This window comes from Bradyrhizobium sp. 956_D2_N1_4 (assembly GCF_052076025.1).
GTDB lineage: Bacteria > Pseudomonadota > Alphaproteobacteria > Rhizobiales > Xanthobacteraceae > Bradyrhizobium > Bradyrhizobium barranii.
On record NZ_CP197237.1, the window covers coordinates 8,947,302 to 8,972,442 of the forward strand.

Here is a 25,141-nt window from a genome sequence, read left to right on the forward strand (position 1 = left end):
TCCCGGCTTTCGCCGGGACGACACCGTTAGTGTGGCAGCAGCAGCTTACAGCCGCTCCACGATCGTTACATTCGCCATGCCGCCGCCTTCGCACATAGTCTGCAGGCCATAGCGCTTGCCGCGCTGGTGCAGGGCGTGGACCAGTGTGGTCATCAGCTTGGTGCCGGAGCCGCCGAGCGGATGACCAAGCGCGATGGCGCCGCCATTGACGTTGAGGCGGGCTGGATCGGCGCCGGTGGTCTTCAGCCAGCCGGTCGGAACCGAAGCGAAAGCCTCGTTGACCTCGAACAGGTCGATGTCGTCGATCGTCATGCCGGCCTTCTCCAGTGCGCGCTTGGTGGCGTGCAACGGTGCGTCCAGCATGATGACGGGATCGCCGCCGGTCATGGTCATGTGGTGGATGCGCGCCAGCGGTGTGAGGCCGAGCTGCTTGAGGCCGCGCTCGTTCACGACCATCACGCCGGAAGCGCCGTCGCAGATCTGGCTGGCGCTGGCCGCCGTCAGCTTGCCGTTCTCGGCGATCAGCTTGACGCCCTTGATGCCGTCGAGCGTGGCGTCGAAGCGGATGCCCTCGTCGATGTGATGGGTGTCCTTGCTGCCGTCGGCGCGGGTGATCTCGAGCTGCACGATCTCCTTCTTGAAGTGGCCGGCTTGCGTTGCCGCGATCGCGCGCTGATGGCTGTTGTAGGAGTATTCGTCGAGGTCATCCTTGGAGAGGCCGTACTTCTCGGCCATCATCTCCGCGCCGGTGAACTGGCTGAACACGATGTTCGGATATTTGTGCTCGATGCCCGGGCTCTTGTAATTGCCAAAGCCGTTCTTGGCCGGAAGCTGCGAGGACAGGCCCATCGGCACGCGCGTCATCGATTCCACGCCGGCGGCGATCACCACATCCATCGTGCCGGACATCACGGCCTGCGCTGCGAAGTGCAGCGCCTGCTGCGAGGAGCCGCACTGCCGATCGATCGAAGTGCCCGGAACGCTCTCCGGCAGCTTCGAGGCCATGATCGCGTTGCGCGCGACGTTGTTGGACTGCTCACCGACCTGCATCACGCAACCCATGATCACGTCCTCGACCAGGGCGGGATCGACCTTGGTGCGATCGACCAGCTCGTCCAGCACCTTCGCGGCGAGATCGGCCGGATGCCAGCCGGCGAGGCGGCCCCCCTTGCGCGCGCCCGCGGTACGCGCAGCGGCGACGATGTAAGCCTCGGCCATGTCGGTCTCTCCCTGGATTGTTCTCTATCGAGTTGGATTGTCGGCGCGGATTTAATGGGCGCGATATCGTTTAGTCAATCGATCAATTAACTCTTGTGATGAGGCGCTGCTTCGGCTTATCTGCGGCCGCTTCAAGCGGCGAGAACAGGGAACTCCGTGACTACCAGCGTACCGAACAGGCTCCCCAGCGGAAAGAATTCCACGGCAGAGAAATTGCTCGTGGCCGCGAGCGACCTGATGATCGAACGCTCGTCGATCGAGATCTCGCTGTCCGACATCGCCCAGAAGTCGGGCGCCAATGCCGCGCTGGTCAAATATCATTTCGGCAACAAGGACGGCCTCTTGCTGGCGCTGCTCGCGCGCGATGCCGCGACCGAGATGTCAAATCTCGAATATCTGCTGGCGCAACCGGTCACATCGACGGCGAAGCTGAAGCTGCACATCGCCGGCATCATCCGCGCCTATTACCGGTTCCCCTACATGAACCGGCTGATTCACTATCTGCTGCATGAGACCAATGCCGGCTCTGCCGACGAAGTCTCAAAGTTCTTCGTGGCGCCGCTGCTGGACTTCCACCGGCGCCTGCTCACTGAGGGCGTCAGCCGCGGCGAGTTCCGCGCCACCGATCCGGTGCTGTTCTACACCAGTCTGATCGGCGCCTGCGATCACCTGTTCTTTGGCCGGCACGCGATGTCTCGCGCGACCGGCGTCGGTCCGGTCACCGATGACGTCTGCCGGCAATACATCAAGCACATGGAAACGCTGATCTGCGGCGGCATCCTCACGCAAGCCGGGGAAGCTGTCGCGGCCGGATAATCCGGCCGAGACGTACAAGTCTAGAGAAGAAACGCCCAAGGAAAGGTAGCCTGTCATGGAATTGAAAGACGTCGCCGTTCTCATCACCGGTGGTGGTTCGGGTCTTGGTGAAGCGACCGCGCGCGCCATGGCCGCCAAGGGCGCCAAGATTGGTGTGATCGATCAGAACAAGGACAACGCCGAGAAGGTCGCCGCCGAGGTGAAGGGCGTGGCGCTCCATGCCGACGTCACCAGCGAAGAGCAGATCAAGGCGGCCATCGCGAAGGCGGAAGCAGCGCACGGCGTCGCGCGCGTGCTGATGAATTGCGCCGGCATCGGCGGTTCGCAGCGCATCGTCGGCCGCGACGGCGTCTATCCGCTCGAAAAGTTCGCGCGCATCATCAACGTCAATCTGATCGGCACCTTCAATTGCCTGCGTCTGTTCGCCGAGCGCCTCGTCACGATCGAGCCGGTCGGCGAAGAGCGCGGCGTCATCATCAACACCGCCTCGGTCGCTGCTTATGAAGGCCAGATCGGCCAGATCGCCTATTCGGCTTCGAAGGGCGGCGTCGTCGGTCTGACGCTGCCGGCCGCGCGCGACTTCGCGAGCCAGAAGATCCGCGTCAACACCATCGCGCCCGGCCTGTTCTTCACGCCGTTGCTGATGGGTCTGAACGAGGAAGCGCGCAAGAGCCTTGGCGCCCAGGTGCCGCATCCCTCGCGCCTCGGCGATGCCAAGGAATACGGCTCGCTCGCGGTGCACATCGTCGAGAACGCGATGCTCAACGGCGAGACTATCCGTCTCGACGGCGCCATCCGTATGGCGCCGCGGTAGCGCGCGCCTCTTCCTTCTCCCCTTGTGGGAGAAGGTGGCATAGGCGGCCTTTGGCCGCCGTCCTTAAAAGGACGCCGATGCTTCGCATCGGCTATGGCGCCGGATGAGGGGTCTCTATCCGCGGAGACAGACCCCTCACCCAGGCGAGTTCTTGGTCAGCGACGTACATGCCCTCTCCCACAAGGGGAGAGGGCGCAATAACCGCCAATCAAAGAGCGGATGCAGGAGCGCCCCATGTCCCAACCGCTGCTGATCGAGCACAACGATGGCGTCGATACGGTGACGCTCAATCGCCCTGAAAGCCTCAATGCCCTCGATCCCGCGCTGATCGATGCGCTCAACGTCTATTTCCAGGGCCTCCAGCGCAACCGCGACACCCGCGTCGTCGTGCTGCGCGGTGCCGGCAAGAATTTTTGCGCCGGCCTCGACCTCAAGGCCGCGATGGCCCGCCGCGCCGGGCAGCAGGAACTACCCGGCGTCACCGAGTCGCTCGACTCGCAGCGCCGCATCGCCGACATCGTGATGCTGATGCGGCGTTGTCCGCAGCCGATCATCTCTCTAGTACAGGGCGCGGCGGCCGGCGGCGGCTTTGCGCTGGCGCTTGCCTCCGACATCCGCATCGCGACCAAGTCGGCGCGCATGAACTGCGCCTTCATCAAGCTCGGCCTTGGCGGCTGCGATATCGGCACCAGCTACTTTCTGCCGCGGCTCGTCGGCGTCTCGGTCGCATCCGAGCTGATCCTGACCGGACGTTTCATCGGTGCCGAGCGTGCGCTCGCGGTCGGGCTCGTCTCGGAAGTCGTCGACGAAGACAAGCTCGACGAAGCCGCTGAACCTTACGTCGATGCGATGATGACGGCCTCGCCCGTGGGGCTGCGCCTGTCAAAAGAATGTCTCAACATGAGCGTCGATGCGGGATCGCTGGAAACCGTGATCGCGATAGAGGACCGCAACCAGGTCCTGTGCAGTCGCTCCGAGGAATTTTCGGAAGGCATCAGGGCCTTCCTTGAGAAGCGAAAGCCTGTCTATATCAGGCGCTGAAACGAGAACGATCCGCAAAGGACGATAATTCCGGGAGACGCAAAATGAGTGGAAGTGCGGCGGCCGTGATGACGAAGCCCGCCTTTCGCAAGGTCGAGTGGCTCGCGCGCGACATCGACGTCGAGCGGCGCGACGACGGCACGGTGGTGCTGAAGTCGCGCATTCCGCTGCAAGCCTACGAGACGCATCTTCCGGCCTCGCTGGCGAAATGGGCCAGGCAAGCGCCCGAGCGCATCTGGCTCGCGCAGCGCGGCGGAGCGAACCGCGAATGGCGCAAGGTCTCCTATGGCGAAGCCAAGCGCACTGTGGATGCGCTGACACAGGCGCTGCTCAATCTCAAGCTCGAGGGACGCCCGGTCACGATCCTCTCCGGCAATTCGATCGAGCACGCGCTGATGACGCAGGCCGCGATGCAGGCGCGCTCGCCGGCGGCCCCGGTGTCGCCGGCCTACTCCTTGATGAGCCATGATCACGTCAAGCTGAAATATCTGTTCGACCTGATCAAGCCGGCCGTGGTGATGGTGCAGGACGGCCCGACCTTCGAGAAGGCGCTGAACGCACTCGACCTCACCGGCGTCACCGTCGTTCACGTCGCGCGTCCCTGCGACGGCATCACGAGCGTCAGCTTTGCCGAGCTCGCGGCAACGTCCGTGACCGCCGAGGTCGAAGCTTCGATCGCGAAGATCACGCCGCAGACCGTCGGCAAGCTGTTGTTCACCTCCGGTTCGACCGGCATGCCCAAGGCGGTCATCAACACGCAAGAGATGATGTGCGCCAATGCGGCAATGATGATGCAGGTGCGGCCGCGCGATCCCGGCGGTCCGATCTCGACCATGCTGGACTGGATGCCATGGAACCACACCATGGGCGGCAATGCGGCGTTTCACCCGGTGCTGGTCGACGGTGGCACGCTCTATATCGATGACGGCCGGCCGATGCCGGGCCAGTTCGAGGAGACGCTGCGCAATCTGCGCGAGATCTCGCCGACCTATTACGCCAACGTGCCGGCCGGCTATGCCGCGCTCGCGGCGGCCATGGAGAAGGACGATGCGCTGTGCCGCTCGTTCTTCAAGAACCTGTCGATCATGGCCTATGGCGGCGCGCGGCTGCCTGACGATCTCTATGAGCGCATGCAGGCGCTCGCGGTGAAGACGACCGGCGAGCGCATCGTGTTCTACACCGGCTGGGGCTCGACCGAGACGGCGCCGACCTCGACCGGCACCTATTGGGACACCGAGCGCGTCGGCCTGATCGGCCTGCCGTTCCCCGGCGTCGAATTGAAGATGGTGCCGTGCGGCTCGAAATACGAGCTGCGCCTGCGCGGCGTCAACGTCACGCCCGGCTATTTCGGCCAGTCGGACCTGACGAAGAAGATGTTCGACGAGGAGGGTTTTTACTGCATCGGCGATGCCGGCATCTTCGTCGACGATGCCGATCCGGTAAAGGGCATCATCTTCGCCGGCCGCGTGGTCGAGGATTTCAAGCTCACCACCGGCACCTTCGTCCATGTCGGATCGCTCCGTACTGACGCGATCGCCGCGGCGACGCCCGTTGTGCATGACGCGCTGGTTGCCGGGCAGGATCAATGCTCGATCGGTCTGCTGGCATGGCCGAACCTGCACGCCTGTCGCCAACTCGTCGGCAATCTCGAGCTGAGCTTCGAGGACGCGGTGAAACATCCCGAGGTGATCGCCTGCTTCAGACGTGGCCTCGAAGCACACAACACGGAATGTGGCGGCGCCAGCAGCCGCGCTATCGCGCGCGCAATGCTGATGGCCGAGCCGCCCTCCATCGACGGCAACGAGCTCACCGACAAGGGCTACATCAACCAGCGTGCCGGCCTGGAGCGCCGTGCGGCGCTGGTGGAGCGGCTCTATGCGGATAAGCCTGATCAGGATGTGATCGTGCTGCGATGAATGCGCAACTCTCTCAACTCGTCATTCCGGGATGGCCCGAAGGGCCAGGCCCGGAATCCATAACCCCGGCTGGTGGATATGGATTCCGGGCTCGCGCTCCGCGTGCCCCGGAATGACGGCGCAGATAAATGACAACGAATAAGCAGAGGTAGCCCGCCATGAACTTCGATTTCTCCGACGACCAGAAACAGCTCCGCGACCAGGCGCGCAAATTCCTCACTGAAAAATGCTCGCCGAAGGCGGTGCGCGTCGTGCTCGACGGCAAGGCGCCTTACGACAAGGACCTCTGGAAGGGCCTCGCCGAGATGGGCTTCCTGGGCGTTGCAATCCCCGAGGAATTCGGCGGTGCGGGCGCGGGGCATCTCGAGCTTTGCGTGATCGCGGAGGAGATGGGCCGGGCGAATGCGCCGGTGCCGTTCTCCTCGACAGTGTATCTTGCCGCCGAAGCGCTGCTGATCGCGGGCAGTGATGCCCAGAAGAAGAAATGGCTGCCGGCGATTGCCTCGGGCGAGGCGATCGGCACGCTGGCGCTGTTCGAGGGCAAGGGCAATCCGTCGCCGAAGAACGTCAAGCTCACCGCTGCGAATGGCGTGCTCAACGGCGTCAAGAGGCCGGTCGCCGATGGTGCGATCGCCGATTTCGCCGTGGTTGCCGCACGCGCGGGATCGAGCGGTCGCGACGGCGACATCTCGCTGTTCCTCGTCGACCTCAAGGCCGGTGGCGTCGAGGTGAAAAGCCTCACCAATCTCGATCCGACCCGCGGGCAGGCCGAGATCACCTTCAAAGACTGCAAGGCCGAGCCGCTGGGAGCTGCCGGCGAAGGCTGGAGCATTTTGACCCAGGTGCTCGACCGCGCCGCGGTGCTGTGCGCCTTCGAGCAGGTCGGCGGCTCCGACCGCGCGCTCGAAATGGGCCGCGACTACGCGCTCGACCGCATCGCCTTCGGCCGCCAGATCGGCTCGTTCCAGGCGGTCAAGCACATGCTCGCCGACATGTACGTCTCGGCGACGCTGGCACGCTCCAACAGCTATTACGGCGCCTGGGCGCTCTCGACCAACGCGGCCGAGCTGCCGGAAGCCGCAGCCGCCGCGCGCATCAGCGCGACGCAGGCGTTCCAGCATTGCGCCAAGAACAACATCCAGGTTCACGGCGGTATGGGATTCACCTGGGAGTTCGACTGTCACATGTACTACCGCCGCGCCAACGCCATGGCGCTCGGGCTCGGCAGCCTGTCCTATTGGGAAGACCAGTTGATCGACCGCATGCGGAAGAAGAACGCGGCGTAACGACAGGTGATTTGTAGGATGGGTAGAGCGTAGCGAAACCCATCATGACGCGGGTGGTCTGACAGATGGGTTTCGCTTCGCTCTACCCATCCTACGACGCCGGCGAAGGATGACAGACCATGAATTTCGACGACACCCCGCAGGAAGCCGAATTCCGCGCCACCGCGCGCGCATGGATCGGTGCGAACGCGCCCAGGCAGTACGAGGAAGAGCTGCGCAAATCCTCGCTCGGCCGCACCCAGCTCAAGAACGCCAACATTCTCGAGGTCGCAAAGGCCTGGCAGAAGAAGAAGGCCGATGCCGGCTGGGCCTGCCTGCACTGGCCGAAGGAATACGGCGGCCGCGGCTCGTCGCCGATCGAGCGCGTGATCTGGCAGCAGGAAGAAGGGCCGTTCGGCCAGCTGTCCCGCATGTTCATCATCGGTCACGGCATGTGCGGGCCGACCATGATGGCGTTCGCGCGCGAGGAGCATAAGCGCACCTATCTGCCGCCGCTCGCCTCCGGCGAAAAGGTCTGGTGCCAGCTGTTCTCCGAGCCGGCCGGCGGCTCCGACGTCGCGGGCCTGCGCACGCGCGCGGAAAAGGACGGCGACGATTGGGTCATCAACGGCCAGAAGATCTGGACCTCGGGCGCGCATTATTCCGACTACGGCATCCTGCTCACCCGCACCGATCCGACCGTGCCCAAGCACAAGGGCCTCACCATGTTCTTCCTGGACATGAAGAGCCCTGGCGTCGAGGTGCGGCCGATCAAGCAGGCGAGCGGCGCATCCGACTTCAACGAGGTCTATTTCACCAATGTCCGCATTCCCGATCATCAGCGTCTCGGCGAGGTCGGTGACGGCTGGAACGTCTCGCTGACCACGCTGATGAACGAGCGCAGCGCGATCGGCGCGGCCGTCTCGACCGGTTTCCCGGAGCTGTTTGAGTATTGCTCCAGCCTGATGCTCGACGACGGCCCGGCGATCGAGGATCGTGCGGTGCGCTCGAAGCTGGCGAACTGGGCGGCGAAGGCGAGCGGGCTGAAATACACCAGCATGCGCGCGATCTCGGCGCTGTCGAAGGGCGAGCGGCCGGGGCCGGAGAACTCGATCGGCAAGCTGGTGGCGGGCTCGATGATCCAGGACGTTGCGACCTACGCGCTGGACCTGCAGGGTGCGAGCGGTGTGGTCAGTGGCGAGGATGCCGAGCTCGCCGGCCGTTTCCAGGCGATGCTCTTGCGCGCGCCAGGCACCCGTGTCGAAGGCGGCACCGACGAGATCATGCGCAACATCATCGCCGAGCGGGTGCTGGGCCTGCCCGGTGATATCCGGGTCGACAAGGACGTGCCGTTCAACAAGATCCCGACGAAGGGAAGAGGTTAGAATCGTAGGGTGGGCAAAGGCGCGTAGCGCCGTGCCCACCAATTCTGTCGAGAACGAGGGAAGGTGGTGGGCACGCTTCGCTTTGCCCACCCTACGCACCGAGCAGGAATTGAGAGGTTCGCCATGAATTTCGACGACACCCCGCAGGAAGCCGCTTTCCGCGAGACCGCGCGCAAATGGGTCGAGGCCAATGCGCCCAAGGAATTGCATGCCGAGCTGTCAAAATCCTCGCTCGGCCGCATCCGGCTGGCCAATCATGACATCGTCGATGTCGGCAAGGCCTGGCAGAAGAAGAAGTTCGAGGGCAATTGGGCCTGCCTGCACTGGCCGAAGGAATATGGCGGCCGCGACGCCACGCCGATCGAGAAGGTGATCTGGCAGCAGGAGGAGGGCGTCTACGGCAAGCTGACGCAGCCGTTCCAGATCGGCGAGGGCATGTGCGGCCCGACCGTGATGGCGTTTGGCAGCGAGGATGCCAAGCGCCGCCATCTGCCGAAGCTCGCCTCGGGCGAGGAGATCTGGTGCCAGCTCTTTTCCGAGCCCTCCGCCGGCTCCGACGTCGCGGGCCTGCGGACGCGCGCGGAGAAGAAAGGCGACAATTGGGTCGTCAACGGCCAGAAGATCTGGACATCGGGCGCGCATTATTCTGACTTCGGCCTGTTGATCGCGCGGACCGATCCGAATGTGCCCAAGCATAAGGGCCTCACCATGTTCTTCCTGGACATGAAGAGCCCGGGCGTCGAGGTCCGTCCGATCAAGCAGGCCAACGGCATGCAGGAGTTCAATGAGGTCTATTTCACCGATGTGGTGATATCAGACAGCCAGCGCCTCGGCGCAGTCGGCGAGGGCTGGAGCGTGTCGCTGACGACGCTGATGAACGAGCGGATGTCGATCGGCTCGCGGCTTGCGACCGGCGTCCCTGAAATGTTCGAGTTCTGCTCCAATCTGATGCTCGAGGACGGGCTCGCCATCGACGATCCCGCCGTGCGCTCGAAACTCGCGAGCTGGGCGGTGAAGTCGAGCGGGCTGAAATACACCAGCTACCGCGCGATCTCGGCGCTCTCGAAGGGTGATCGGCCGGGGCCGGAGAATTCGATCGGCAAGCTCGTCTCGGGCATGATGCTCCAGGACATCGCGACCTACGCCATGGACCTCCAGGGCGCGGCCGGTGTTCTCACCGGCACGGACGAGGAGACGGTGCAGGGCCAGTTCCAGCAGATGCTGTTGTCCTCGCCCTCGATGCGCATTGCCGGCGGTACCGACGAGATCTTGCGCAACATCATCGCCGAGCGCGTGCTGGGATTGCCGGGCGACATCCGCGTCGACAAGGACGTGCCGTATAACAAGATCCCGACCAAGGGGCGGTGATCCAGCCTCTCGCTGTATCTCGTAGGGTGGGCAAAGCGAAGCGTGCCCACCATATGCAGATGCGCCGGGGTAAGTCTGTCGGTGGGCACGGCGCTATCGCGCCTTTGCCCACCCTACGAGGAGCGCGAGCTAATTCATGGATGCAAAAGTGAGCCAGACCCAAGACCGCATCGGCGTGCTCGAAGAGCTCCTCAACGAGCGCTACTCCGTCCGGGCCTTCCTGCCCAAGCAAGTCGACCGCGCGACCATCGAGCATGTGCTGGCCACCGCGCAGCGCACCGCGTCCTGGTGCAACAGCCAGCCCTGGCAGGTCATCATCGCCAGTGGCGCGGCCAAGGAGCGCTTCCGCCAGGCGATCTACCAGGAAGCATCAGGCGGATTGGGCGACGATTACGACTTCACCCCGCCGCGCGAATATGTCGGTGTCTATCTCGAGCGCCGCCGCGAGAGCGGATTTCAACTCTACAACACGCTCGGCATCGCCCGCGGCGACAGAAGCGCCTACGCAAAACAGGCGCTGGAGAATTACAATTTCTTCGGCGCGCCGCATGTCGCGATCATTCACACCAACGAGCCGCTCGGCATCTACGGCGCGATCGATTGCGGCGCCTATGTCTCGAATTTCATGCTGGCCGCGCAGGCGCTCGGGCTCGGCACCATTCCGCAGGCGGCGCTGGCGCGCCACTCCGGCCTGATCCGCCGCCACTTCAATCTGCCCGACGACCGCCGCGTCGTCTGCGGCATCTCGTTCGGCTATGCCGACGACGCCGACAAGGTCAACAGCTACCGCACCTCGCGCGCGAGCGTCGCCGACACCGCCACGTTCGCGGACGAATGATCCCGTCTCACGCGCGCCGTCCGGTTTTCACGCACGCGCAAAGGCGGCCGCGGAAACGGCCGCCTTCACATTCGTCGCGGTCCGGTTGACGCGGCCGTTATCCGCCGCTGCCGCCGATCACGGCGCGCACGGTCTCGTCGGGCCCGAAGTCCTCGGCGCCATCGACATAAAGCAGCGCAGCGAGCTTCGAGCGCGCGCGATTGACGCGGCTCTTGATCGTGCCGACGGCACAGCCGCAGATCGAAGCTGCGTCCTCATAGGAGAAGCCGGAGGCGCCGACCAGGATCAAGGCCTCGCGCTGGTCTTGCGGAAGCTTCTCGAGCGCGCCGCGGAACTCCTCGAACTCGAGATGCGCGTTCTGCGACGGCTGCGTCTTCAGCGTCTTGGCATAGTTGCCCTCGGCATCCTCCACCTCCCGCCGCCGCTTGCGATAGTCGGAGCGGAACAGATTGCGAAGGATCGTGAACAGCCACGCCGGCAGGTTCGAGCCGGGCTGGAACGAGTCGATGTTGGCGAGCGCACGCAGAAGCGTTTCCTGCACCAGATCGTCGGCGCGATCCGCATTGCCGCTCAGCGAGATCGCGAACGCGCGCAGACTTGGCACGGCCGCGAGGATGTCGTCACGAAGGGAGTCCGTGAGAGGCATTAATCCCTCCCATTGTTGTCGTTGGAGCCCCTGTCAGGTTCCACTTGGGGTGCGCCTCCGGGCGCATCAAGCTTCTTGATCAGTTCCGCGAACCGGTCCGGAACCCCCTGCCGCACCACGTCGTCGTACATGGCGCGCAGCTGGTGGCCGATCCGGGACTGAATCTCCGGAGTGAGGCCTCCCTTGCCGGGGGTCGTGCTTTTGCTGGCTTGAGACTTGAGATCTTTCATGACCTGTTCCACGTTTCCCCGAGTTAAGTAACTGTAAAATCGAGAAGTTCTCTCAACCGGGAGCCGTTCCCTGAATAGGCACAATTCCAGGTTCGACAAAAAGTTCCCAGATAAGCGGAACTTTTCTTGGCGTGAGGCGTAGACAGCCCAGCAGGGGAACCCGGGCCTCCCCGCTTGTTGCGTGGTTCGTCAAGGTCGGCCCGAAGATGAATGGAGTGGGGATGTCCCGTTCGCAGCTTGTTGCTGAACACTTGCCGTTGTTGCGCCGGTACGCGCGCGCCCTGACGGGCAGCCAGGCCTCCGGTGACGCCTATGTCGCAGCCATGTTGGAAGCGATGCTCGGAGATCCGTCCGTGCTCGACGAGAGCCATGGTCCGCGCGCCGGCCTGTTCCGGCTGTTCACCCAGATCTGGAATTCGGTCTCCGTCAACGACGATGCCGAGGTGACGACCTTGCCGATGCCGCCGGAGCGGCGGCTGTCGAACATCACGCCGCTGCCGCGGCAGGCGTTCCTGCTGCTCTCGCTCGAGGGATTCTCGGAAGAGGAAGTCGGCTACATCCTCGGCACCGACGTCGCCGAGACGCGGCGGCTTGCCGATGCGGCGGGACGTGAGATGGCGGCCGAGATCGCGACCGACGTGCTGATCATCGAGGACGAGACCTTCATCGCCATGGATCTCGAAAGCCTGGTGAAGAATCTCGGTCACAATGTCGTCGGCGTCGCGCGCACCCATGCCGATGCGGTGGCGCTGGCCAAGAACAAGCGGCCGGGCCTGATCCTCGCCGACATCCAGCTTGCCGACGGCTCGTCGGGCCTGGACGCGGTCAACGAGCTGCTCCGCACCTTCGAAGTGCCGGTGGTATTCATCACCGCCTATCCGGAGCGCTTCCTGACCGGCGAGCGCCCCGAGCCCGCGTTCCTGATCTCAAAGCCGTTCCAGCCCGCGATGGTGTCGGCGGTGGCGAGCCAGGCGCTGTTCTTTCAGCGCAACTCGCGCAACCGCGCGCCGAAGGCGCCGGCGGCGTAAGGAAGCTTCTATTTGAACGGAGAATGGCGCGCCGCAAAGCGCGCCATTTTTTCGTTCGCCCACCCCTGCTCAACAACCTCGGCAGATGCTGTTGAGCTTGGCCTTCAACTTGGGTTCGTCCGCCCATGGCTCGACCAAGCGTTGCACTCCGTCGAGAGTCATGAAGATGGTCATCCGCTGGAGGTCGTCCTTGGCCTCGGAAGGCGGCTTCGGAAATGGTTCGCTTCGCTCCACCATTTTGAGAGCTGCCGCATCCAGGGGCGGGGAGCCTGTGCTTTCCACCAAAGCGTGCGAGATCAATTGGCCCGAGCGATTGATCACGAATGTGACGCCGGCATTGCCTATCTGACCCATCGCCTCCGGAGGAAGCACCCTGTGGCGCCAGACATGTTCAGTGGCCGCCTTGCGCCAGGCGGCCATGGCATCGTCATCCGTGAGCACGGGACTCGGCCTTAGCACTAACCCGGAAGGCTGCACCGGGAATTGACGGCGGTCGAAGACAATTGGCACTGTCAACGTGAATGACTCATCCTTGAGCTCCGAAGGCGGCGCCGGAAAGGGTTGGGCACGGGCGACGATCTGCAGCGCGGCAACGTCGAGCGGCCGAGAGCCGGTGCTCACGGCCAGAGCCTGCGAGATCAACCTGCCAGACCGGTCGATGACGAATGTGACCCTGGCTTCGCCGGTTTGCCCTAGTGCTTCAGCCGGAAATTGCCTGTAGCTGGCTATGTGGGCCGACAGCCTCGCCTTCCAGGCCGTCGCGCGTTCGGTCTGCACATCTGTCTGTGCGTGTATGGGGAAAACCGCCAACCATCCGAGAAGCGCGGCCAACAAGGGGAATTTCATCTGCATCGGTGCGGATACTAATCTCGGTCAGGTTGATTGCAAGGCTCGTTACCCGTATCGCGTTCACGCGGCTGTGGGCAATTCGAAGGGCCGGGAAGCCCGCTTGACGGCGGTCAAATTGCCTCGTTCATACGTCGGGTCGATGACATCAGTCGCGACCTCGAGCCGCCAGGAGATTTTTCATCATGGACCAGCAACTCCTCGATCGCCTCGCCATCCGCGACCTCGTCGAGAACTGGGCGGTGTGGCGCGACGCCGGCGACTGGGAGCGTTTCGCCACGGTCTGGCATGACGAGGGCTGGATGTCCGCCACCTGGTTTCAGGGGCCGGCGCGGGATTTCATGCGGGTCAGTCAGGAGGGGTTTGCCAAGGGCGTGCGCATCCTGCATTTCCTCGGCGGCACCAGCATCGATCTCGCAGGCGCGCGCGCCATTGCGCAAACCAAGATGACGATCTCGCAGCGTGCCCTGGTGCATGACGTGCTCTGCGACGTCGTCTGCACCGGTCGCTTCTACGATTTCCTGGAGAAGCGGCATGACCAATCAGGTATTGGCCAATGGGGCATCGTCCGCCGCCAGCCGATCTACGAGAAGGACCGGATCGACCCGGTCGATCCCGCCGCAACGCTTCAACTCGACCAAAAAGCGCTCGCCGCACTGCCCGAAGGTTACCGCCACCTCGCCTACATGCAGGAGCTGATCGGCTACAAGGTCAAGCGCGACATGCCGGGCCTGATCGGGCCTGAAGTCGAGAAGCTCTATGGCGAGGGGCGGGACTGGCTCGCGGGGAAGCCGAAGTGAGGCTCAGACAAAAGTAAGGCGCGACTGGCATCACCACAGTCGCGCCCTACGTCGCCGGCTTATGGGGCAGGGGGGAATAGCCGGCTGTTGAGACGACTCTCGGGCCTGAGAGTCGTTCCAGGCGGGTGAAAATTTTTTTGTGCGGCCTTTTTATGCGCCCTGCCGTGAATTTCGCACACGGTTAAGTGATCTTAACGGCTGAGAACTGCCGGTCCTCCCATCGCGTTGTTCCCGCGATCGCCATGGGGCGAGGGATCGACAGCCATGTTGCAGATGCAAAAGGTATTTTTGGGTGTTGTCGCGATTGCCGCGACGCTTGGTGCCGTCCAGGTCGGTGCCGTCCAGCTGGCCTCTGGCCATGATCTGGCCGACCGCTGGCAGGCGGTCGCCGACAGGCCCACGCAAGATGCGGGTCACAACGTCAACCGTTCCGGCAAGGCCGACCGGTTCGCCGACGTCAAGCAGGCCCCGGTTCCCACCCGCACCGTGTCGATGCGGCTGAACGATCTGGCCGAGACGTCGGTGCTGCTGCGGGTCCGCGCGGTCATCGAGACCGGCAACGCCAAGCCGCCGGTGCTGCTCCAGAACCGGAAGCAGGGTCCCAAGAGGCCGACGATTGCCTGCGAGCCGATGGTCAGCTCCCTGACCGAGGTCGCAAAGCTGCTCCAGCCCGGCCGCTGTGTGACCTGATTCTTCTTCGCCGCCCTTGGCCGCCACGGACAAATCGCCTTCCCGCCGGGAGGGCGATAGTTCACGTCCACTTGATCCCCTATCCCCTCGCGTTATATCCCGGGTTTCTTTCCCCTTTGATTGACCGGGTAAACGCATGACGACGTCAGATACGGCCGCGCATACGCAGCCTTTCCAGGCCGAGGTTTCCGAGCTTTTGCACCTCATGGTGCACTCCGTCTATTCCGAGACCGACATCTTCCTGCGCGAGCTCGTCTCCAACGCATCGGACGCCTGCGACAAACTGCGCTATGAAGCCATCGCCAGCCCGGCGCTGCTGGGCGAGGGCGACGCGCTCAAGATCCGGATCATCCCCAACAAGACGGCCGGAACGCTCACGATCGCCGACAACGGCATCGGCATGGAGCGCCAGGAGCTGATCGACCATCTCGGCACCATTGCCCGCTCCGGCACCAAGGCGTTCGTCTCGAAGCTGAAGGAGGCCAAGGACGGCCTCGGCCTGATCGGCCAGTTCGGGGTCGGCTTCTATTCCGCCTTCATGGTCGCCGAGAAGATCGTCGTCGTCAGCCGGCGTGCCGGCGAGAGCGACGTGTGGAGCTGGACGTCCTCCGGCGGCTCCGGCTTCGAGATCGCGCACGCAAGCGATGAGGAAGTGGCGCGCGTGGCACGCGGCACCGAGATCGTCCTGCACCTGAAGGACGACGCCAAGAAGTATCTCGAGACCTACGAGATCGAGCGCATCGTCAGTGCCTATTCCGACAACATCCTGTTCCCCATCGAGCTGGTGCCGGAAGAGGGTGAGCCGCGCCAGATCAACTCGGCGAGCGCGCTGTGGCAGCGCTCCAAGTCCGAGCTGACGGCCGAGGATTACAAGAAGGCCTATCAGCAGATCGCCTCCGCCTTCGACGATCCCGCGATGACGCTGCACTACCGCGCGGAAGGCCGCTATTCCTACGCCGTGCTGCTGTTCGCGCCGTCGACGAAGCCGTTCGACCTGTTCGAGCCGAACCGCAAGGGCCGGGTGAAGCTTTACGTCCGCCGCGTCTTCATCACCGACGATGCCGATCTGCTGCCCGGCTATCTCCGCTTCATCCGCGGCGTGGTCGACAGCGAAGATCTCCCGCTCAACATCTCGCGCGAGATGCTCCAGAACAATCCGCAGCTCGCGCAGATCCGGAAAGCAGTGGCGACCCGGGTCGTGTCCGAGCTCGAAAGCCTTGCCGACAAGGACCCGGAGAATTTTGCCAGGATCTGGGACGCCTTCGGCGCAGTGCTGAAAGAAGGCATCTACGAGGATTTCGAGCGGCGCGAAAAGCTGCTGTCCTTGTCGCGCTTCACCACCACCTCGGGCGAGAAGCGTTCGCTGAAGGACGTCATCGCCGGTTTCAAGCCGAACCAGACCGAGATCTACTATCTCGTCGGCGACAGCATCGAGCGGCTGAAGTCCAATCCGAGGCTGGAAGCCGCGACCGCGCGTGGCATCGAGGTGCTGCTGCTGTCGGATCCGGTCGACGCCTTCTGGACCTCGATGCCATCGGAGTTCGACGGCAAGCCGCTGAAATCGCTGAGCCAGGGCGATCTCAATCTCGATCTGATCCCGCGCACCGACGAGGCCGACGAGGCGAAGCAGGACGAGCCGCAAGCCGACGAGGCCGCCACCATCGCGGTGATCAAGGCCGCGCTCGGCGAGCGCGTCAGCGACGTCAAGGTCTCGACGCGCCTCACCAGCTCCGCCTCCTGCCTCGTCGCCGACAGTCAGGGCCCGAGCCGCGAGCTCGAGCGCATCCTGTCGCAGCAGAACCGCGGCATGCGCACCAAGCCGATCCTCGAGATCAATCTGCGCCATCCGCTGGTAACGGCGATCACCAGGGCGCAGGCCGGCTCCAGGGCGGTCGACGATCTCAGCCTGCTCCTGCTCGAACAGGCGCAGATCCTGGACGGCGAATTGCCCGAAGACCCTGCCGCGTTTGCGGCAAGGCTCAACCGGCTGGTCCTGCAGGGGCTGGGCGGGTAGCGCGCGCAGCGCACCCCGCTCACCTTGCCGTCATCCGCCGGAGGAACAGTCGCCTCCGGCGTGGTGTTATGCCATAGGAGGACGTCGGCTTGAGATCCGACGCCGCCATCGATTCGAGGATGTCTCCATGCGCCTGCCTGTCCTGACCCTCACCGCGATTGCCGCGCTGTTCGCGGCGGCAGATGCCGACGCCCAGACCTATGATCCGCGCTATCCGGTGTGCATGCACGTCTATACTTCGGGCGGCCGGGGCGGTGGCGGCGACTATTACGACTGCTCCTTCACCTCGATCCCGCAGTGCCGGGCCACGGCGTCGGGCCGCGCGGCGAGCTGCGATGTCAATCCCTATTACGCCTACAACGAACCGCCGCCGCCCCCGCGCAAGCGTCACAAGAAGGTGCAGTAGTTGTTCGCGATGCGGCACGCAGCAACATCCCTCATGCGTTTCTCATCCGGCCTGATCATCACCGTCGGCGCGCTGACCGCAGCTGCGCCGTCGCATGCGCAGACCTTTGATCCCAGCTTTCCCGTCTGCATGCACGTCTATTCCGGCGCGAACGGTGGCGGCGGGGAGTGGTACGATTGCTCCTTCACGTCGCTGCCGCAGTGCCGCGCCACGGCGTCGGGCCGCGCCGCGACCTGCGATCTCAATCCGTATTATCCGGTCAACGTTGCGCCGCCGCGCCCACGCTACAGGCGAAGCGGCTAGCGCCCACCACCCGTTCAGCTGCGAATCCGGCGGAGCATGCAGAACTAGGTGCCGTGAGGCGCCTTGTTGGCAGCGGCGACGATCGCGTCGGTCAATTGCCACGTCATCTTGTCCGTGGTCCAGTCGCTGGCGTGCAGCCTGGTGTCATCGCCCGGGTCGACCAAACGGTCGAACGAGATCCTTGCGACCTCGTGCCAGCCCTTCATCAGCGCGAAGCGGCGGAAGACGTTGACCTCTTTCTCGTACGCGATCTGGCTGATCGCCTCGACCATGGCGTCCGCTTTCTGGCGCTTGGCCGGTGTCAGCACCGCAGGCACATATTGAAGGTCCATCAGGATCACGTCGATCCGCTTCGCGCCGAGCAGCTGGTCGACACCCTCACGAATGGCCTTCGTGGTGTCCGCAAACGAGGGACCGTCGGCTTGCCACACCGAATTGGTGCCGACCTGCCAGATGACGAGATCGGGATTGAGATCGAAGACGTCGTGCTCGAACCGCTTCAGCTCCAAAGGAGCGTCTTCGCCGCCGACGCCCCGGTTGATCACCTCGATTCCGACATTTGGATATTTGATCCGAAGATCCGCCAGCAGCCGTTGCGGATAGGGAGCGATGCCTCCTTCGCCCGCCGTGGTCGACGAGCCGATCGCAACCACTCTGGCCTGCCCACCCTTCACGCGGCTGCCGAAATTCTCCAGGCGCTGGTCGAACGGCGCGGCCTGGACCGGAAACTCTGACGGATCGAGAGCCACGGGACGCCTCCCTTTCGTAGCCCTGACAACGCAGGGTAGAAAAGCATAGCCCGTTTGCCAGGGAGCGCCTAGCCTCGGCGAGGCCGGATCGCTACGCCTTCCTGACCCCAGACAAACTCGACCGCCTTGCGCCAGCCGTCGGTCCCCGCCGTCAGCACGCCGCCCAACTCGCCCGCGTCGGACGGCCAGAGTTAATCACGTACTAACCTGGCTTTACCTTGTCTCTTAACACCTGGGCAGGGCGCGCGAGCTAAGCTTGGGGAAACAGCAGATACGTTCCGAAAGAATGGACGGCATGACCACCGGCGTCATCGAGCAACCGAAAGTCGCGCGCGCACCTTCGGCTTCAAAGATCTGGCTGAAGGCGATCGAGCTCACCGCGCGCATCGAGACGCTGCCGGGCCGGCTGTTCGCCGACGTCGTCGACGATTGGGCGCAGCGTCAGCCCGCTCGCACCGCGCTGATCGCAGCTGAGACAACGATCGACTACGCAGGCCTCTCGAAGCGCATCAACCGCTATGCGCGCTGGGCGCGCACGGCCGGCGTGGCCAAGGGGGATACCGTCGCGCTGATCATGCCGAATGGCATCGACTATGTTGCCGCGTGGCTCGGCATCAGCCGGGTCGGCGGCGTGGTCGCGCTGATCAATACCAAGCTCGTCGGCCAGTCGCTCGCGCATTGCGTCGATGTAGCCAGGCCGTCGCATGTCATCGTCGCGCACGAGCTCGTAGAGGCGTTGGACGGCGCGTCGCCGCACCTGAAGACAGCAGCAAAAGTCTGGACCCATGGCGATGCCCGCAGCGAGCGCGCGATCGACGTCGCACTTGCCGCGCTCGAGGACGGGCCGCTCTCGCCGGACGAGCATGGCAATGTGACGATCAACGACCGTGCCCTGCTGATCTACACCTCCGGGACCACCGGCCTGCCGAAGGCGGCGAGCATCAGCCACCGCCGCATCCTCAACTGGGGCTTCTGGTTCGCCGGCCTCACCGGCGCCACGCCGCAGGACCGGCTCTATGATTGCCTGCCGCTGTTCCACTCGGTCGGCGGCATCGTCGCGCCGTGCAGCATGCTCGCCGCCGGCGGCTCCGTGGTGATCGCGGAAAAATTCTCGGCCTCGAACTTCTGGCCCGACATCGTGCGGCACGATTGCACGCTGTTCCAGTACATCGGCGAGCTCTGCCGCTACCTTCTGAAGGCGGCGCCGTCCGAATACGAGAACCGTCACCGCCTGCGGCTCGTCTGCGGCAACGGCCTGCGCGGCGACATCTGGGAGGATTTCCAGAACCGCTTCGCCATTCCTCGCATCCTCGAATTCTATGCGGCGACGGAAGGCAATTTCTCGCTGTTCAACGTTGAGGGCCAGCCGGGTGCGATTGGCCGCGTTCCGCCATTGCTCGCGCATCGCTTTCCGGCGGGGCTCGTCAAGCTCGATCCTGATAGTGGTGCACCGCTGCGCAACGAAGAGGGCTTTTGCGTTGCCTGCGCCAGGGGCGAGGCTGGCGAAGCCATCGGCCGCATCGGCACCGCGGATGAAGGCGGCGGCCGTTTCGAGGGCTATACCGACGCGGGCGAAACCGAGAAGAAAATCCTGCGCGATGTCTTTGCCAAGGGCGATGCCTGGTTCCGCACCGGTGATCTGATGCGGCTCGACGACAAGGGCTTCTTCCATTTCGTCGACCGCATCGGCGACACCTTTCGTTGGAAGGGTGAGAACGTCGCGACATCGGAAGTCAACGACGCCGTGCGCGATTTCACCGGCGTGATCGATGCCACCACCTACGGCGTCAGCATCCCCGGCACCGACGGCCGCGCCGGCATGAGCGCCATCGTCGTCAACGAGGGGTTTAATATCGAAGAGCTGCCTGCGCATCTGGCGCAGCGCTTGCCGGTTTACGCCCGCCCCGTCTTCATCCGTATCTCGCGCGAGCTCGACGCGACCGAGACGTTCAAGCAGAAGAAGGGCGAGTTGGCCCGGGAGGGCTTTGATCCCGGGCTGATAGGCGAGCCGCTGTTCATGCTCGACCCGAAATCCGGCGCCTATGTTGCCTTGGACGCGGACGTGCACGCAGGGATCATCGATGGCGCGATCAGGCTCTAGCCGCACGAAAATCCGCCAGATAGGTCCAATTTTATCTGAATTGTCCAAGAAGCCATTTACTTCTGTCGGGTAAACAACACGGGCCTTGGGGAGGCGGTCATCAAGAGCCGCTGCAACACGAACCATCAATAACAAGAGTGAGCCAGCCATGTCGGTAAGGTCTAAGGTCATCGAAGCGATCCAGCAGATCGCCAAGGAGCAGCACGTCACGCTTCCCGCACTCTCGGACGATCTGTCCCTGCACGAGACGGGCTTCGATTCCCTCGCCTTCGCAATTCTGGTGGCGCGCCTCGAGGACGAGACCGGCGTCGATCCCTTCACCATTTCCGAGGACGTAGCGTTCCCCGCCACCGTGGGCGATTTCGTGCGGGCCTACGAAAATGTCCCCGCGTGAGATTTTTGCGCTCCGCGACTATCTGAGCCCGGAGCTCAAGGGCCGCACGATCTCCGACGCCCATCATGTGGTGTCGCTGACGGACGTCCTGGGGCATACGGTTCTGGGCGGTCGCCTGCGTGAGCTGGCGGGCCGCTCTGTCCTGCTGAAGCTGTCGGACCAGCTCAAATCGGGCCTCGCCATGATCGAGCTCGATGGTGTCGCGCGGCGCATGCTGCTGTGCCCGCCCGATCTCAATCCGGCGCATCTCGACGCGCTGATCGCGGACGCCGAGATCGATGCTGTTGTCACCGACGAGCCCGCGCAATGGGACGCAAAGACAATCGCGCTCGTCGTCACCGCGCAATTGCCGCTTCAGGCCGCCACGCCGGCCAGGACCGAACGCGCCACCGAATGGCTGATGCTGACGTCCGGCACGTCGGGCGTACCAAAAATCGCCGGCCATACGCTGGAAGCATTGACGGGCGCCATCGTCGCCGAAGGCCCTGCGCGCGGACCCGCGCCGGTCTGGGCGACATTCTACGACATTCGCCGCTATGGCGGCCTGCAGATTTTCCTGCGCGCGGTTCTCTCCGGCGGCTCGATGGTGCTGTCCGATCCGCATGAAGCGCTCGGCGACCACGTCGCGCGCCTGAACGCGCGCGGCGTCACCCATATCTCCGGCACGCCATCGCACTGGCGCAAGCTCTTGATGAGCGGCTCGGCAGCACATTTCACGCCGGGATACGTCCGTCTGTCCGGCGAGATCGCCGACCAGGCGGTGCTCGACGGCCTGAAGGCCGCGTTCCCCAATTCCTCCGTCGGTCACGCCTATGCCTCGACCGAGGCAGGCGTCGGCTTTGCCGTCAATGACGGGCTGGAGGGCTTTCCGGCTGATTATCTCGGCAACCGCAACGGCGTCGAGATGAAGGTCGTCGACGGCTCGCTGCGCATCCGCTCGACGCGCACGGCGCATGCTTACATCGGCCGCAATGTAGCCGCGCTGACCGATGCCGACGGGTTCGTCGACAGCGGCGACATCGTCGAGTTGCGCGGCGACCGCTATTATTTCGTCGGCCGCCGCGGCGGCATCATCAATATCGGCGGGTTGAAGGTTCACCCCGAGGAGATCGAGGCGGTCATCAATCGCCATGCCGACGTGCGGATGTCGCGGGCGAAATCGCGCCGCAGCCCGATCACCGGCGGCATCGTCGTCGCCGACGTGATCCTTGCCGACGGCACCGATCAGGCGCGGGTGAAGGAGATCCGCGACCAGATCCTGGATCAATGCCGCGCGCAGCTCGCGTCCCACAAGGTGCCGGCGGTGATCCGCTTCGTCGATGCACTCGACGTCACCCCGGCCGGAAAACTGGCGCGCACCGATGCATAATGTCCTCGTCACCGGCGGCAGCCGCGGCATCGGCCTTGCGATCGGCAGGCGGCTGGCTGATGCCGGCTATAACGTGATTGCGGCGGCACGGCGCGAGAGCGACGAGCTCAGGGCGGCGATCGGCCCCTCCGAAGGGCGCCTGCATTTCCGCGCCTGCGACCTCGCCGTGATCGACGCGATCCCGGCCTTCGCGAAGCTTATCCGCGACGAGTTCGGCCCGATCTACGGCCTCGTCAACAATGCCGGCCTCGGCACCGAAGGCCTGCTCGCCACCATGCACAATTCCGAAATCGAGGCGCTGGTGCAGCTCAACGTGCTGTCGCCGATCATCCTCTCCAAATATGTCGCGCGCCAGATGATGGCCGACGGCGCCGGCCGCATCATCAATATGTCCTCGATCATCGCGACCACGGGCTACAACGGCCTGTCCGTCTACGGCGCGACCAAGGCCGCCGCCACCGGCTTCACCCGCTCGCTCGCGCGCGAGGTCGGCAAGCTCGGCATCACCGTGAATGCGATTGCGCCGGGCTTCATCGACACCGAGCTGACCCACAATCTCTCCGACGAAGGACGCAAGCGCATCGCCGGCCGCAGCGCGCTGCGTCGCCTGCCGGAGACCGATGATGTCGCGCGCATGGTCGAATATCTCCTCGGCGAGGGCGGTCGCAACGTCACCGGCACCGTGTTCACGATCGATGCGGGGAATACGGCGTAAGCGGAACTCCGCCGCCACAATTGAGTTGATCCGGGCGATGACATCAAGCCGGAATTGGTCGTAAGATGCCCCGCAATCGGTTGGGTTATGTCAATCGATCTGCCCCAATCGACAGGGAGCAGTCCATGGCCACTTCAAACATGACCGCTTCAAATCAAGCCCGGATCGAGGAGCCTCGCGCGAAGCCGGACGATGTCCATTGCCCCCCGATGACGCATCAGAATTCCGGCGGACACGGTCATGAAATGTATCCGCAGCAATTCGTGCGCCTGGTCGGCTGCCACGACCTCTCTCTCGACGCCCTGCGCAAGCGCGAGGACGAAAAGCTGCACTAGGCGTTCACTTCGGCAGGTCAATCCGCTCGCGTGAAAATTCCGGCGGCCCTTCGGTCAGGCGGCGGATGCGGCGTTCGCGTTCGTCCGTTGGCAATGCGGGGTCGAGCAGCCGCTCGATCTCGTGCACGGCCAGCGCCTCGATCCTGGTGGCGTCGGATGCGACCGGCTGGGCCGACGAGAATGCCGGGGGCGCGACCTTCAGGCCCAGTTCGACCAGCTTGCAGATCGCAGCCGAACGCGACAAGTGATGAGCTTCAGCCCAGGCGTCCACGGCCGCGGTCAGTGCTTCCGGCATCTTCACCGCGCTGAGCGGATCGAGCCCCGTGCGCCGGTGCACCGGAGCCGTCGAGTCCTTGTTGCCGAAGTCGGGCACCTCGATCATCCCATCAATCTCTGGAGATGCCCCTACCATAGCCGCTCTTCCGGCCGGCTGTTTGACGCCGATCAATGACGGATCGCGCCATTCGCGGCGGCGCGATCTTGTTGTCCGGGTGCATTTCGGCCAATGATCGGGAATCGAAAGAGGGGCGCCGGCCGGCGAACCCGGATCGATCCTGCCTCGTATCTTTCCTCGGACGCGCTTCCCAACCATCCGGTATCACCCGATGACATCAGGCGAATCCTTCTACGGCGGCATTCCCGTTTTCCGCGGCTTCACGAGCCTGATGGACCCCGCGCTCTATGCGCCGCTGCCGGATGATTGGAACATCGGCGTCGCTGATATCGTCGATTCCACCAAGGCGATTGCGGCGCAGCGCTACAAGGCGGTCAACATGGCCGGTGCCGCCGTGATCGCGGCGGTGACCAACGCGCTCGAGGGACGCGAATTCCCCTTCGTGTTCGGCGGCGACGGCGCGAGCTTTGCGGTCGCGCCTTCCGATGTCGAACGCGCCCTGGAGGCGCTGGCCGCGACCGCGACCTGGGTGCGGGAAGATCTCGATCTGAAGATGCGCGTCGCGCTGGTGCCGGTAAGTGCGATCCGCGCCCAAGGGCTCGACGTGCGCGTCGCGCGCTTCGGTCCGTCGGCCAATCTGTCCTATGCGATGTTTTCCGGCGGCGGGCTCGCCTGGGCCGACGCCGCCATGAAACGCGGCGAGTTCGCGGTCGCCGAGTCGCCCGCCGGCACGCAGCCCGATCTTTCCGGCCTGTCCTGCCGCTTCGAGGTGATGCCGTCCGCACGCGGCCTGATCCTGTCGGTGCTGGTGATGCCGGCGCGCGGTGTCGATCCGCATGCTTTCCGCAAGGTGATCGAGGACATCATTCATCTCGTCGAGCGCAGCCCGGATGGCGGCCGCCCGGTGCCGCCGCAGGGGCCGCCGCTGAAATGGCCGCCGCAGGGGCTGGAATTCGAAGCCCGCACCAGGCGTGGCGGCCCGCTGATTGCGCGTCGCGCCAGCGTCCTGGCCTACACGCTGTTCGTCTATCTGATCATGCGTTTCGACCTCAACGTCGGCGGTTTCGTGCCAAATGTCTACAAGCGCCAGGTGGTCGAGAATTCAGACTTCCGCAAATATGACGACGGCCTGCGCATGATTCTCGACTGCACCCCGCAGCTCGAGCGCGCGTTGAGCGACCGTCTCGCTGCCGCGGCGCGCGACGGCGTCGTGCGCTACGGCCTCTACCCGCAGGATGCCGCGATGATGACCTGTTTCACGCCGTCGGCGCTGCGCAGCGACCACGTCCATTTCATCGACGGCGCGCGCGGCGGCTACGCGTCGGCCGCAACGGCGTTGAAGGCGATGGCGGGGTAAGGGGATTCTCGTGTCCCGGACGCGCTGCGGCACGCAGTGACGCTGCGCAGAGCCGGGACCCACACTGCGATTGGCCCCGGCTCTGCAGCGCACCACTATGTGC

General features: G+C 64.3%; 26 protein-coding genes. 20 read left to right on the plus strand and 6 right to left on the minus strand.

What is annotated here, in order from left to right:
- Positions 1 to 45: 45 nt before the first annotated feature.
- The gene (locus AB7535_RS42410; RefSeq protein WP_354114534.1) at positions 46 to 1,218 is read right to left on the minus strand and encodes an acetyl-CoA C-acetyltransferase; all 1,173 of its coding nucleotides are present in this window, start codon (positions 1,216 to 1,218) and stop codon (positions 46 to 48) included.
- A 213-nt stretch (positions 1,219 to 1,431) separates the two neighbouring features.
- Between AB7535_RS42410 and AB7535_RS42415 the strand changes: the two genes are divergently transcribed.
- The 8 genes from AB7535_RS42415 to AB7535_RS42450 all read left to right on the plus strand — a co-directional run bounded on the left by AB7535_RS42415 (position 1,432) and on the right by AB7535_RS42450 (position 10,661).
- The gene (locus tag AB7535_RS42415) at positions 1,432 to 2,034 is read left to right on the plus strand and encodes a TetR family transcriptional regulator (protein WP_354114566.1); all 603 of its coding nucleotides are present in this window, start codon (positions 1,432 to 1,434) and stop codon (positions 2,032 to 2,034) included.
- 55 nt (positions 2,035 to 2,089) lie between these two features.
- Positions 2,090 to 2,848 carry an SDR family NAD(P)-dependent oxidoreductase gene (locus tag AB7535_RS42420; RefSeq protein WP_085398966.1) on the plus strand — a complete coding sequence of 253 codons (759 nt, stop codon included), beginning with the start codon at positions 2,090 to 2,092 and terminating at the stop codon, positions 2,846 to 2,848.
- Positions 2,849 to 3,082: 234 nt separating this feature from the next.
- Positions 3,083 to 3,889, plus strand: coding sequence for an enoyl-CoA hydratase/isomerase family protein (locus AB7535_RS42425; protein WP_166348962.1), 807 nt, complete (start codon positions 3,083 to 3,085; stop codon positions 3,887 to 3,889).
- A gap of 44 nt (positions 3,890 to 3,933) precedes the next feature.
- A complete protein-coding gene (locus AB7535_RS42430) occupies positions 3,934 to 5,805 on the plus strand; it encodes an AMP-binding protein (protein ID WP_354114535.1) in 1,872 nt (623 codons plus the stop codon).
- Positions 5,806 to 5,963: 158 nt separating this feature from the next.
- Positions 5,964 to 7,091, plus strand: coding sequence for an acyl-CoA dehydrogenase family protein (locus tag AB7535_RS42435; protein WP_354114536.1), 1,128 nt, complete (start codon positions 5,964 to 5,966; stop codon positions 7,089 to 7,091).
- A gap of 119 nt (positions 7,092 to 7,210) precedes the next feature.
- A complete protein-coding gene (locus AB7535_RS42440) occupies positions 7,211 to 8,455 on the plus strand; it encodes an acyl-CoA dehydrogenase (protein WP_354114537.1) in 1,245 nt (414 codons plus the stop codon).
- Positions 8,456 to 8,578: 123 nt separating this feature from the next.
- Positions 8,579 to 9,823: an acyl-CoA dehydrogenase gene (locus AB7535_RS42445; protein ID WP_354114538.1), complete on the plus strand. Its 1,245-nt coding sequence runs from the start codon at positions 8,579 to 8,581 to the stop codon at positions 9,821 to 9,823.
- Between the two features lie 136 nt (positions 9,824 to 9,959).
- The gene (locus AB7535_RS42450; RefSeq protein WP_354114539.1) at positions 9,960 to 10,661 is read left to right on the plus strand and encodes a nitroreductase; all 702 of its coding nucleotides are present in this window, start codon (positions 9,960 to 9,962) and stop codon (positions 10,659 to 10,661) included.
- A gap of 97 nt (positions 10,662 to 10,758) precedes the next feature.
- Here the strand turns inward: AB7535_RS42450 and AB7535_RS42455 are convergent, their stop codons facing one another.
- Positions 10,759 to 11,307 carry a sigma-70 family RNA polymerase sigma factor gene (locus AB7535_RS42455; protein WP_014491704.1) on the minus strand — a complete coding sequence of 183 codons (549 nt, stop codon included), beginning with the start codon at positions 11,305 to 11,307 and terminating at the stop codon, positions 10,759 to 10,761.
- Positions 11,307 to 11,537, minus strand: a complete 231-nt coding sequence (locus AB7535_RS42460) for a NepR family anti-sigma factor (RefSeq protein WP_063986724.1) — start codon at positions 11,535 to 11,537, stop codon at positions 11,307 to 11,309. Before AB7535_RS42460 ends, AB7535_RS42455 begins: the two co-directional genes overlap by 1 nt.
- 221 nt (positions 11,538 to 11,758) lie before the next feature.
- Here AB7535_RS42460 and AB7535_RS42465 point away from each other — a divergent pair, with 221 nt between their 5' ends.
- Positions 11,759 to 12,565: a response regulator gene (locus tag AB7535_RS42465; protein WP_014491706.1), complete on the plus strand. Its 807-nt coding sequence runs from the start codon at positions 11,759 to 11,761 to the stop codon at positions 12,563 to 12,565.
- Between the two features lie 69 nt (positions 12,566 to 12,634).
- Here the strand turns inward: AB7535_RS42465 and AB7535_RS42470 are convergent, their stop codons facing one another.
- Positions 12,635 to 13,417, minus strand: coding sequence for an energy transducer TonB family protein (locus tag AB7535_RS42470; protein WP_354114540.1), 783 nt, complete (start codon positions 13,415 to 13,417; stop codon positions 12,635 to 12,637).
- A gap of 179 nt (positions 13,418 to 13,596) precedes the next feature.
- On the opposite strand from AB7535_RS42470, the gene AB7535_RS42475 reads away from it, so the two are divergent.
- From AB7535_RS42475 to AB7535_RS42495, 5 genes are all read left to right on the plus strand, one after another.
- Entirely contained in the window at positions 13,597 to 14,211 is a 615-nt protein-coding gene (locus AB7535_RS42475; RefSeq protein ID WP_354114541.1) for a nuclear transport factor 2 family protein, read from the plus strand.
- Positions 14,212 to 14,475: 264 nt separating this feature from the next.
- Positions 14,476 to 14,901: a hypothetical protein gene (locus AB7535_RS42480; protein ID WP_071909388.1), complete on the plus strand. Its 426-nt coding sequence runs from the start codon at positions 14,476 to 14,478 to the stop codon at positions 14,899 to 14,901.
- Between the two features lie 136 nt (positions 14,902 to 15,037).
- A complete protein-coding gene (gene htpG / locus AB7535_RS42485) occupies positions 15,038 to 16,915 on the plus strand; it encodes a molecular chaperone HtpG (protein WP_354114542.1) in 1,878 nt (625 codons plus the stop codon).
- A 127-nt stretch (positions 16,916 to 17,042) separates the two neighbouring features.
- Complete coding sequence (locus tag AB7535_RS42490) at positions 17,043 to 17,321, plus strand: DUF3551 domain-containing protein (protein WP_354114543.1); 279 nt, start codon at positions 17,043 to 17,045, stop codon at positions 17,319 to 17,321.
- Positions 17,322 to 17,354: 33 nt separating this feature from the next.
- Complete coding sequence (locus tag AB7535_RS42495) at positions 17,355 to 17,624, plus strand: DUF3551 domain-containing protein (RefSeq protein WP_085398975.1); 270 nt, start codon at positions 17,355 to 17,357, stop codon at positions 17,622 to 17,624.
- 44 nt (positions 17,625 to 17,668) lie between these two features.
- Here the strand turns inward: AB7535_RS42495 and AB7535_RS42500 are convergent, their stop codons facing one another.
- Entirely contained in the window at positions 17,669 to 18,373 is a 705-nt protein-coding gene (locus tag AB7535_RS42500) for an SGNH/GDSL hydrolase family protein (protein ID WP_354114544.1), read from the minus strand.
- 286 nt (positions 18,374 to 18,659) lie between these two features.
- Here AB7535_RS42500 and AB7535_RS42505 point away from each other — a divergent pair, with 286 nt between their 5' ends.
- The 5 genes from AB7535_RS42505 (at position 18,660) to AB7535_RS42525 (ending at position 23,287) form a co-directional block, all read left to right on the plus strand.
- Entirely contained in the window at positions 18,660 to 20,474 is a 1,815-nt protein-coding gene (locus tag AB7535_RS42505; RefSeq protein ID WP_354114545.1) for a long-chain-acyl-CoA synthetase, read from the plus strand.
- A gap of 148 nt (positions 20,475 to 20,622) precedes the next feature.
- On the plus strand, positions 20,623 to 20,868 hold the full coding sequence (locus tag AB7535_RS42510) for an acyl carrier protein (RefSeq protein ID WP_014491754.1): 246 nt from the start codon (positions 20,623 to 20,625) through the stop codon (positions 20,866 to 20,868).
- Entirely contained in the window at positions 20,855 to 22,237 is a 1,383-nt protein-coding gene (locus tag AB7535_RS42515; RefSeq protein ID WP_354114546.1) for a class I adenylate-forming enzyme family protein, read from the plus strand. The genes AB7535_RS42510 and AB7535_RS42515 overlap by 14 nt, the downstream gene beginning before the upstream one ends.
- Positions 22,230 to 22,952: an SDR family NAD(P)-dependent oxidoreductase gene (locus AB7535_RS42520; RefSeq protein WP_354114547.1), complete on the plus strand. Its 723-nt coding sequence runs from the start codon at positions 22,230 to 22,232 to the stop codon at positions 22,950 to 22,952. Before AB7535_RS42515 ends, AB7535_RS42520 begins: the two co-directional genes overlap by 8 nt.
- A 125-nt stretch (positions 22,953 to 23,077) precedes the next feature.
- Positions 23,078 to 23,287, plus strand: coding sequence for a hypothetical protein (locus AB7535_RS42525; protein WP_155794867.1), 210 nt, complete (start codon positions 23,078 to 23,080; stop codon positions 23,285 to 23,287).
- 4 nt (positions 23,288 to 23,291) lie between these two features.
- Here AB7535_RS42525 and AB7535_RS42530 read toward each other — a convergent pair whose 3' ends face one another.
- Complete coding sequence (locus AB7535_RS42530; RefSeq protein ID WP_354114548.1) at positions 23,292 to 23,669, minus strand: hypothetical protein; 378 nt, start codon at positions 23,667 to 23,669, stop codon at positions 23,292 to 23,294.
- Between the two features lie 223 nt (positions 23,670 to 23,892).
- Here AB7535_RS42530 and AB7535_RS42535 point away from each other — a divergent pair, with 223 nt between their 5' ends.
- Entirely contained in the window at positions 23,893 to 25,038 is a 1,146-nt protein-coding gene (locus AB7535_RS42535; RefSeq protein WP_354114549.1) for a DUF3095 domain-containing protein, read from the plus strand.
- The last annotated feature ends 103 nt before the right edge of the window (positions 25,039 to 25,141 follow it).

Coding starts and splice junctions, on each gene's coding strand:
- AB7535_RS42410 (WP_354114534.1), bottom strand. CDS start 1,218: ATGGCCGAGGCTTACATCGTCGCCGCTGCGCGTACCGCGGGCGCGCGC.
- AB7535_RS42420 (WP_085398966.1), top strand. CDS start 2,090: ATGGAATTGAAAGACGTCGCCGTTCTCATCACCGGTGGTGGTTCGGGT.
- AB7535_RS42425 (WP_166348962.1), top strand. CDS start 3,083: ATGTCCCAACCGCTGCTGATCGAGCACAACGATGGCGTCGATACGGTG.
- AB7535_RS42430 (WP_354114535.1), top strand. CDS start 3,934: ATGAGTGGAAGTGCGGCGGCCGTGATGACGAAGCCCGCCTTTCGCAAG.
- AB7535_RS42435 (WP_354114536.1), top strand. CDS start 5,964: ATGAACTTCGATTTCTCCGACGACCAGAAACAGCTCCGCGACCAGGCG.
- AB7535_RS42440 (WP_354114537.1), top strand. CDS start 7,211: ATGAATTTCGACGACACCCCGCAGGAAGCCGAATTCCGCGCCACCGCG.
- AB7535_RS42445 (WP_354114538.1), top strand. CDS start 8,579: ATGAATTTCGACGACACCCCGCAGGAAGCCGCTTTCCGCGAGACCGCG.
- AB7535_RS42450 (WP_354114539.1), top strand. CDS start 9,960: ATGGATGCAAAAGTGAGCCAGACCCAAGACCGCATCGGCGTGCTCGAA.
- AB7535_RS42455 (WP_014491704.1), bottom strand. CDS start 11,307: ATGCCTCTCACGGACTCCCTTCGTGACGACATCCTCGCGGCCGTGCCA.
- AB7535_RS42460 (WP_063986724.1), bottom strand. CDS start 11,537: ATGAAAGATCTCAAGTCTCAAGCCAGCAAAAGCACGACCCCCGGCAAG.
- AB7535_RS42465 (WP_014491706.1), top strand. CDS start 11,759: ATGTCCCGTTCGCAGCTTGTTGCTGAACACTTGCCGTTGTTGCGCCGG.
- AB7535_RS42470 (WP_354114540.1), bottom strand. CDS start 13,417: ATGCAGATGAAATTCCCCTTGTTGGCCGCGCTTCTCGGATGGTTGGCG.
- AB7535_RS42475 (WP_354114541.1), top strand. CDS start 13,597: ATGGACCAGCAACTCCTCGATCGCCTCGCCATCCGCGACCTCGTCGAG.
- AB7535_RS42480 (WP_071909388.1), top strand. CDS start 14,476: ATGTTGCAGATGCAAAAGGTATTTTTGGGTGTTGTCGCGATTGCCGCG.
- htpG (WP_354114542.1), top strand. CDS start 15,038: ATGACGACGTCAGATACGGCCGCGCATACGCAGCCTTTCCAGGCCGAG.
- AB7535_RS42490 (WP_354114543.1), top strand. CDS start 17,043: ATGCGCCTGCCTGTCCTGACCCTCACCGCGATTGCCGCGCTGTTCGCG.
- AB7535_RS42495 (WP_085398975.1), top strand. CDS start 17,355: ATGCGTTTCTCATCCGGCCTGATCATCACCGTCGGCGCGCTGACCGCA.
- AB7535_RS42505 (WP_354114545.1), top strand. CDS start 18,660: ATGGACGGCATGACCACCGGCGTCATCGAGCAACCGAAAGTCGCGCGC.
- AB7535_RS42510 (WP_014491754.1), top strand. CDS start 20,623: ATGTCGGTAAGGTCTAAGGTCATCGAAGCGATCCAGCAGATCGCCAAG.
- AB7535_RS42515 (WP_354114546.1), top strand. CDS start 20,855: ATGTCCCCGCGTGAGATTTTTGCGCTCCGCGACTATCTGAGCCCGGAG.
- AB7535_RS42520 (WP_354114547.1), top strand. CDS start 22,230: ATGCATAATGTCCTCGTCACCGGCGGCAGCCGCGGCATCGGCCTTGCG.
- AB7535_RS42525 (WP_155794867.1), top strand. CDS start 23,078: ATGGCCACTTCAAACATGACCGCTTCAAATCAAGCCCGGATCGAGGAG.
- AB7535_RS42530 (WP_354114548.1), bottom strand. CDS start 23,669: ATGATCGAGGTGCCCGACTTCGGCAACAAGGACTCGACGGCTCCGGTG.
- AB7535_RS42535 (WP_354114549.1), top strand. CDS start 23,893: ATGACATCAGGCGAATCCTTCTACGGCGGCATTCCCGTTTTCCGCGGC.